The 7,515-nt window shown below is 68.5% G+C and carries 6 protein-coding genes; 5 read left to right on the forward strand and 1 reads right to left on the reverse strand.

The features are described 5' to 3' along the window. Nucleotides 1-107 precede the first annotated feature (107 nt). Nucleotides 108-1,001, reverse strand: coding sequence for a LysR family transcriptional regulator (locus BM198_RS05260; protein WP_044408384.1), 894 nt, complete (start codon nt 999-1,001; stop codon nt 108-110). 288 nt (nt 1,002-1,289) lie between these two features. On the opposite strand from BM198_RS05260, the gene speB reads away from it, so the two are divergent. The 5 genes from speB to BM198_RS05285 all read left to right on the forward strand — a co-directional run bounded on the left by speB (nt 1,290) and on the right by BM198_RS05285 (nt 7,414). Beyond that, the gene (speB, locus tag BM198_RS05265; RefSeq protein WP_044408387.1) at nt 1,290-2,249 is read left to right on the forward strand and encodes an agmatinase; all 960 of its coding nucleotides are present in this window, start codon (nt 1,290-1,292) and stop codon (nt 2,247-2,249) included. A 1-nt stretch (nt 2,250) separates the two neighbouring features. After that, on the forward strand, nt 2,251-2,658 hold the full coding sequence (locus BM198_RS05270) for a nuclear transport factor 2 family protein (RefSeq protein ID WP_074968339.1): 408 nt from the start codon (nt 2,251-2,253) through the stop codon (nt 2,656-2,658). 21 nt (nt 2,659-2,679) lie between these two features. Further along, nucleotides 2,680-4,191 (forward strand): purine-cytosine permease family protein, encoded by a 1,512-nt coding sequence (locus BM198_RS05275; RefSeq protein WP_074968342.1) that lies wholly within the window; start codon nt 2,680-2,682, stop codon nt 4,189-4,191. 134 nt (nt 4,192-4,325) lie between these two features. Continuing rightward, complete coding sequence (locus BM198_RS05280; RefSeq protein WP_074968344.1) at nt 4,326-5,714, forward strand: sodium:solute symporter family protein; 1,389 nt, start codon at nt 4,326-4,328, stop codon at nt 5,712-5,714. A 98-nt stretch (nt 5,715-5,812) separates the two neighbouring features. Beyond that, complete coding sequence (locus BM198_RS05285) at nt 5,813-7,414, forward strand: 5-guanidino-2-oxopentanoate decarboxylase (RefSeq protein WP_074968346.1); 1,602 nt, start codon at nt 5,813-5,815, stop codon at nt 7,412-7,414. Nucleotides 7,415-7,515 lie beyond the last annotated feature (101 nt).

Raw genomic sequence — 7,515 nt, forward strand, 5'->3', positions numbered from 1 at the left:
GGCCACCCATGAATAACGGTCTAGCACAGTGATGGCGCGCCGCCAGAACCAACGTACGAATCTTTTGACGTGGCTCAACACCCTCCAGGCGAAAGAAGAACGAACGGTCAGCGCAGGTTCAACTGGGCCCGCAGCAGGTCACGGAAGGTGACGATCAGGGGCTCCCGCGCCCGCCCGCGACGCAGGATCATCGAGAACGGCGCCTGGTAGCCGAAGGTCGCCGGCGACAGCGCACGCAGGCGCTGCTGGTCCACCCAGGGCTGGGCGTAGTGCTCCGGCAGGTAGCCGATGTAGGCACCGGAGAGCACCAGGATCAGCTGCGCCTCCATCGACTCCACCGTCGCCGCGCTGTGTTTGAAGCCATGCCGCGCCAGCTCCGCCTGGCTCCAGTAGCCCCGGCCGACCATGCGCTGCTGGGTGATGACCTCCGCCGGGATGCGCCGGTCGCTGAACAGCGAATGCCGGTCGCTGCAGTAGAGCCAGTGCTGCTCGCGGTACAGCGGCTGGTAGGCCAGGCCGTTCATGCGCGTGGAAAACGCGCCGATGGCCAGGTCCAGGCGGTTGTCCAGCACCCCCAGCTGCAGGTCGTAGGGGCTCATCACCGACAGGTGCAGGTGCACGCCGGGGTGTTCGCGGCTGTAGGCGCCGATCACCTCCGCCAGGGGCAACGCCGGGTCGCTGACCGTGGAGTCCAGCACCCCCAGGTTGAGCGTCCCCCGCAGCTCCCCCTTCAGCGAGGCCGAGTAGCGCTCGAAGCTCTCCAGCTCGCCCAGCAGGCGCAACGCCTCCTGGTGGAACAGCTCGCCCTTGCTGGTCAGGCTGAAACCGCCCCGCCCCCGGTGGCACAGGGTGATGCCCAGGTGCGCCTCCAGCTGGCTCATGTAGGTGCTGATGGCCGAGGTGGACAGGTTCAGCTCCTGCTGCGCGGCGGCGAAGCCCTGGTGGCGCACCACGGCAGCGAACACGCGCAGCAGCTTGAGGTCGGGAAGGGTGTTGGACATGGAAACTCCATGGGTTTCGAAAGGCTGCACAAATCTGTAGGGGCGAATTCATTCGCCATGCAGGCGAACGGCCTGCTCTCTGCAGGCCCCGGTTGGGGGCGCTTCGCGCCCCTTGGCGAATGAATTCGCCCCTACAGGAGCCCGCCAGATGCGACAGATCGGCGCAGTCTACCCGTTGCGGATAGTTTAGAAATCCTTGAAGTGATTATTTGCCCGTGGGGATTCTTCCCCCGCTGCCCACTCACCAGAATCGCCCCACGACAACCACAACAACCGTGAGGCCACCCCGTGGACAAAAAACTCCACCAGCCCCTGGGCGGCAATGAAATGCCCCGTTTCGGCGGCATCGCCACCATGCTTCGCCTTCCCCACATCCAGACCCCCGCCGAGCTCGACGCCCTCGACGCCGCCTTCGTCGGCGTGCCGCTGGACATCGGCACCTCGCTGCGCTCCGGGACCCGCTTCGGCCCCCGCGAGATCCGCGCCGAGTCGGTGATGATCCGCCCCTACAACATGGCCACCGGCGCCGCCCCGTTCGACTCGCTGAACGTGGCCGACATCGGCGACGTCGCCATCAACACCTTCAACCTGCTGGACGCCGTGCGCATCATCGAGCAGGAATACGACCGCATCCTCGGCCACGGCATCCTGCCGCTGACCCTGGGCGGCGACCACACCATCACCCTGCCGATCCTGCGGGCCATCAAGAAGAAGCACGGCAAGGTGGGCCTGGTGCACATCGACGCCCACGCCGACGTCAACGACCACATGTTCGGCGAGAAGATCGCCCACGGCACCACCTTCCGCCGCGCGGTGGAAGAGGACCTGCTCGATTGCGACCGCGTGGTGCAGATCGGCCTGCGCGCCCAGGGCTACACCGCCGAGGACTTCAACTGGAGCCGCAAGCAGGGCTTCCGCGTGGTGCAGGCCGAAGAGTGCTGGCACAAGTCCCTCGAACCGCTGATGGCCGAGGTGCGCGAGAAGGTCGGCGGCGGCCCGGTGTACCTGTCCTTCGACATCGACGGCATCGACCCGGCCTGGGCGCCCGGCACCGGCACCCCGGAGATCGGCGGCCTGACCACCATCCAGGCGATGGAGATCATCCGTGGCTGCCAGGGCCTGGACATCATCGGCTGCGACCTGGTGGAGGTCTCCCCGCCCTACGACACCACCGGCAACACCTCGCTGCTGGCGGCCAACCTGCTGTACGAGATGCTCTGCATCCTGCCCGGCGTGGAGCGTCGCTGACATGGACGCCCGCCGCCAGGTCCTGGAGGCCGCCGATGCCCTGGTGGCGGCCTTCGCCCACAACGACACCGAGGCCTACTTCGCCGCCTTCAGCGAAGACGCCACCTTCATCTTCCACACCACCCCCGGTGTGCTGGAGAGCCGCGCGGCCTACCGCGCGGTCTGGGACGGCTGGCAGCGCGACGGGCTGCGGGTGCTCGAATGCCGCTCCAGCAACCGCCACCTGAGCCTGCTGGGCCCGGTGGCCATCTTCACCCACGACGTCGCCACCCGCCTGCTGCTGGGCGGCGAGACCGTGGACAGCCTGGAACGGGAGACCATCGTCTTCCGCCAAGAACAAGAAAACGCCCCATGGCTCGCCTGCCATGAACACCTGTCGGCCATGCCGGACCATCTGCCCCCAACCTGACGCGTTCCCCGGGAGATGAACATGCATAACAACAACAATGAACACAGCCTGACGCGCATCGAGACATTCGGGGTCGAACAGATCCCGGACCACGAGCGCAACGCCGGACCGATCGATCTGTTCCGCATGATCTTCGGCGGCGCCAACACCTTCGCCACCGCCGTGCTCGGCAGCTTCCCCGTACTCTTCGGCTTGTCCTTCCAGGCCGGCGTATGGGCCATCCTGCTGGGCGTCGTGGTCGGCTCGCTGATCCTCGCGCCGATGGGCCTGTTCGGCCCGCTCAACGGCACCAACAACGCGGTCTCCTCCGGCGCCCACTTCGGCGTCCACGGGCGGATCGTCGGCTCGTTCCTCTCGCTGCTCACCGCCATCGCCTTCTTCTCCCTCTCGGTGTGGAGCTCGGGGGATGCGCTCATCGGCGGCGCCAAGCGCCTGATGGGTCTGCCGGAAACCGACCTGACCCTGGGCCTGGCCTACGGCCTGTTCGCCGTGCTGGTGCTGACGGTGTGCATCTACGGCTTCCGCTTCCTGCTGTGGGTCAACAAGGTCGCGGTGTGGAGCGCCAGCGCGCTGTTCCTGCTGGGCATCTTCGCCTTCGCCGGGCCCTTCGACGCCAGCTACGCCGGCTCCGTGCAACTGGGCAGCCCGGGCTTCTGGGCCGCCTTCATCGGCGCCGCCCTGCTGGCCATGAGCAACCCGGTGTCCTTCGGCGCCTTCCTCGGCGACTGGGCGCGCTACATCCCCCGCGAGGCGAGCAAGGGCCGCATCATGGCCGCCGTGATCGGCGCCCAGCTGGCCACGCTGATCCCGTTCTTCTTCGGCCTGGTCACCGCCACCATCGTCGCCGTCCAGGCGCCGGACTACATCGCCCAGAACAACTACGTCGGCGGCCTGCTGGCCGTCTCGCCGACCTGGTTCTTCCTGCCGGTGTGCCTGATCGCGGTGATCGGCGGCATGTCCACCGGCACCACCTCGCTGTACGGCACCGGCCTGGACATGTCCTCGGTGTTCCCGCGCCTGCTCAACCGCGTGCAGGCCACGGTGATGATCGGGCTGATGTCCATCGCCTTCATCTTCATCGGCCGCTTCGCCTTCAACCTGGTGCAGAGCGTGTCCACCTTCGCCGTCCTGATCATCACCTGCACCAGCCCCTGGATGGTGATCATGATCCTCGGCCTGGTGATCCGCCGCGGCTTCTACTGCCCGGACGACCTGCAGGTCTTCACCCGTGGCGAGACCGGCGGCCGCTACTGGTTCCACAACGGCTGGAACTGGCGCGGCATGGGCGCCTGGATCCCCAGCGCGCTGGTGGGCCTGTGCTTCGTCAACCTGCCGGGGCAGTTCGTCGGCCCGCTGGGCGAACTGGCCGGCGGCATCGACGTCAGCCTGCCGGTCACCCTCGGCCTGGCCGCCCTGCTCTACCTCGCGCTGCTCAACCTGTTCCCCGAGCCGGCCGAGGTGTACGGTCCGCGCGGCCCGCGCTGGGTGCGCCTGAAACGCAGCGTCGCGCCCCTGCGGGCCGAGGCCGCCTGACCCTGAACCCACCGGGGCCCGGACGGCCCCGATCCTTGCGATGAATGGACCGGCCACGCGGCAGCGCCGCGCGGCTACGCACGTCCCCGGATGCCCGTCCGGACTACAACAATGAGAAAGAGAGAGCTGATCTTATGGCCCTGGATATCTTCGTCGTACTGCTCTACGCCGCCGGCATGCTGGCCCTCGGCTGGTATGGCATGCGCCGCGCCAAGACCCGTGACGACTACCTGGTCGCCGGGCGCAACCTCGGCCCGGGTTTCTACCTCGGCACCATGGCTGCCACCGTCCTCGGCGGCGCCTCCACCATCGGCACCGTGCGCCTGGGCTACGTCCACGGCATCTCCGGCTTCTGGCTCTGCGGCGCCATCGGCCTGGGCATCGTCGGGCTCAGCCTGTTCCTCGCCAAACCGCTGCTGAAGCTGAAGATCTACACCGTCACCCAGGTACTGGAGCGCCGCTACAACCCGGCCGCCCGCCAGTCCAGCGCGGTGATCATGCTGGTGTACGCGCTGATGATCGGCGCCACCTCCACCATCGCCATCGGCACCGTCATGCAGGTGCTGTTCGGCCTGCCGTTCTGGGTCGCCATCCTCGTCGGCGGCGGTGTGGTGGTCCTCTACTCCACCATCGGCGGCATGTGGTCGCTGACCCTCACCGACATCGTGCAGTTCCTGATCATGACCGTCGGCCTGGTGTTCCTGCTGATGCCCATGTCCATCGCCGACGCCGGCGGCTGGAACGCCCTGGTGGAGAAGCTGCCAGCGCGCTACTTCGATTTCACCGCCATCGGCTGGGACACCATCGTCACCTACTTCCTGATCTACTTCTTCGGCATCTTCATCGGCCAGGACATCTGGCAGCGCGTGTTCACAGCCCGCAGCGAAGGCGTGGCCAAGGTGGCCGGCACCGCCGCCGGCCTCTACTGCGTGCTCTACGGCCTGGCCGGTGCCCTCATCGGCATGGCCGCCAAGGTGCTGCTGCCGGACCTGGAGAACGTCAACAACGCCTTCGCCAGCGTCGTCGAGCACAGCCTGCCCAACGGCATCCGTGGCCTGGTGATCGCCGCCGCCCTGGCCGCGCTGATGTCCACCGCCAGCGCCGGCCTGCTGGCCGCCTCCACCACCATCACCCAGGACCTGCTGCCGCTGCTGCGCGGCGGCCGCACCAGCGGCAACGGCGACGTGCATGAAAACCGCATCGCCACCCTGCTGCTGGGCGTGGTCATGCTCGGCATCGCCCTGGTGGTGAGCGACGTGATCAGCGCCCTGACCGTGGCCTACAACCTGCTGGTGGGCGGCATGCTGGTTCCGCTGATCGGTGCCATCTACTGGAAGCGCGCCACCACCGCCGGCGCCATCGCCAGCATGACCCTGGGGTTCCTCACCGTGCTGGGCTTCATGTTCAAGGACGGCCTGGACGCCAACACCCCGATCTACTACAGCCTGGCGGTCGGCCTGGTGAGCTTCGTGGTCATCAGCCTGGTGACCCGTCGCCCGGCCAGCCACGCCAGCCTGGCCTGATCTTCCCGACTGGTCGCGGCCCACTCCCGTGACCCTTCCGAGCCCGGCAGGCAACCCTGCCGGGCTCGTTTTACACCCAGCCCAACAAGGAACCTGCCATGACCACCTGCGGTGAATTCCTCGTCAAGCAACTGGAAGCCTGGGGCGTCGACACCGTGTTCGGCATCCCCGGCGTGCACACCGTCGAGCTCTACCGTGGCCTGCCCGGCAGTCGCATCCGCCACGTCACCCCGCGCCACGAACAGGGCGCCGGCTTCATGGCCGACGGCTATGCCCGCGTCACCGGCAAGCCCGGCGTGTGCTTCATCATCACCGGCCCGGGCATGACCAACATCCTCACCGCCATGGGCCAGGCCTACGCCGACTCCATCCCCATGCTGGTGATCTCCAGCGTCAACGAGCGCCATCGCCTCGGCCTCGGCAACGGCTACCTGCACGAATTGCCGGACCAGCGCGGCCTGGTGGCCGGCGTCGCCGCCTTCAGCCACACCCTCATGAGCGTCGATGAACTGCCCGCCGTGCTGGCCCGCGCCTTCGCCGTGTTCGACGGCCAGCGTCCGCGCCCGGTGCACATCGAGCTGCCGCTGGACATCATCACCGCCCCCGCCGACCACCTGGAGCTGCGCCCCCGCGTGCGCCTGCCGCGTCCTGCCGCGCCCCTGGCGCAGCTGCGCGAGGCCGCCCAGCGCCTGCGCGCCGCCCAACGCCCGCTCCTGCTGCTGGGCGGCGGTTGCGTCGAAGCCCAGGTGGAGGCCCGTGCCCTGGCCACCGCCCTCGACGCCCCCACCGCGCAGACCATCAACGCCAAGGGCCTGCTCCCCGGCGACCACCCGCTGCTGCTGGGCAGCAACCAGTCCCTGGTGCCGGTGCGCCAGCTGGCCGCCGACGCCGACCTGGTGCTGGCCATCGGCACCGAGCTGGGCGAGACCGACTACGACGTGGTGTTCGACGGCGGCTTCCGCATCGGCGGCGAGCTGATCCGCATCGACATCGACGCCCAGCAACTGGTGCGCAACCACGCCCCGGCCATGGCCATCCACTGCGATGCCCGCCAGGCCATGCGCGTGCTGCTGGCCGAGCTGCCGCCGCGCCAGGCCGACGCCAACAGCCCCGGCGCCCGTCGCGCCGCCGAAGCCCGCGCACAACTGGCCGAAGGCTTCGCCGGCTGGGAGCACTACCGTCGGTTGTTCGATTGCATCCTCGAGGTGCTGCCCGACGCGCGCTTCGTCGGTGACTCGACCCAGACCGTCTACAGCGGCAACCACCTGGTGGAGCTGGACGGCGCCCGCCGCTGGTTCAACGCCTCCACCGGCTACGGCACCCTCGGCTACGGCCTGCCGGCGGCCATCGGCGCCAAGCTGGCCGAACCGGGACGCCCGGTGATCAGCCTGATGGGCGACGGCGGCATCCAGTTCACCCTGCCGGAACTGGCCAGCGCCGTCGAAGCGCGGGTCGGGGTCATCGTCCTGCTGTGGAACAACCAGGGCTACGGCGAGATCAAGCGCTACATGGAGCGTCGCGACATCACCCCGCTCGGCGTGGACATCCACACCCCGGACTTCATCGCCATCGCCCGCGGCTTCGGCTGCCAGGCCGAGAAAGCCCGCGACCACGCCCACCTGCAGGAGCTGCTGCGCAACGCCCCGGGGGACCGCCCGCTGATCATCGAAGTGGCCGAAGCCCCGCCCTTCGCCCCGTGAACCCAACCCCGTAGCCCGGGCCAGCGCCCTGCCAGACCGTAGCCCGGACTTCAGTCCGGGACGCTTCAACTCGCAATCCCCGGGCTGAAGCCCGGGCTACG

Origin of the sequence: Metapseudomonas otitidis (assembly GCF_900111835.1) — a bacterium.
Lineage (GTDB): Bacteria > Pseudomonadota > Gammaproteobacteria > Pseudomonadales > Pseudomonadaceae > Metapseudomonas > Metapseudomonas otitidis.

Excerpts from the sequence above, each read along its gene's own strand:
- BM198_RS05270 (WP_074968339.1), top strand. The coding sequence starts at position 2,251 with ATGGACGCCCGCCGCCAGGTCCTGGAGGCCGCCGATGCCCTGGTGGCG.
- BM198_RS05260 (WP_044408384.1), bottom strand. The coding sequence starts at position 1,001 with ATGTCCAACACCCTTCCCGACCTCAAGCTGCTGCGCGTGTTCGCTGCC.
- BM198_RS05285 (WP_074968346.1), top strand. The coding sequence starts at position 5,813 with ATGACCACCTGCGGTGAATTCCTCGTCAAGCAACTGGAAGCCTGGGGC.
- BM198_RS05280 (WP_074968344.1), top strand. The coding sequence starts at position 4,326 with ATGGCCCTGGATATCTTCGTCGTACTGCTCTACGCCGCCGGCATGCTG.
- BM198_RS05275 (WP_074968342.1), top strand. The coding sequence starts at position 2,680 with ATGCATAACAACAACAATGAACACAGCCTGACGCGCATCGAGACATTC.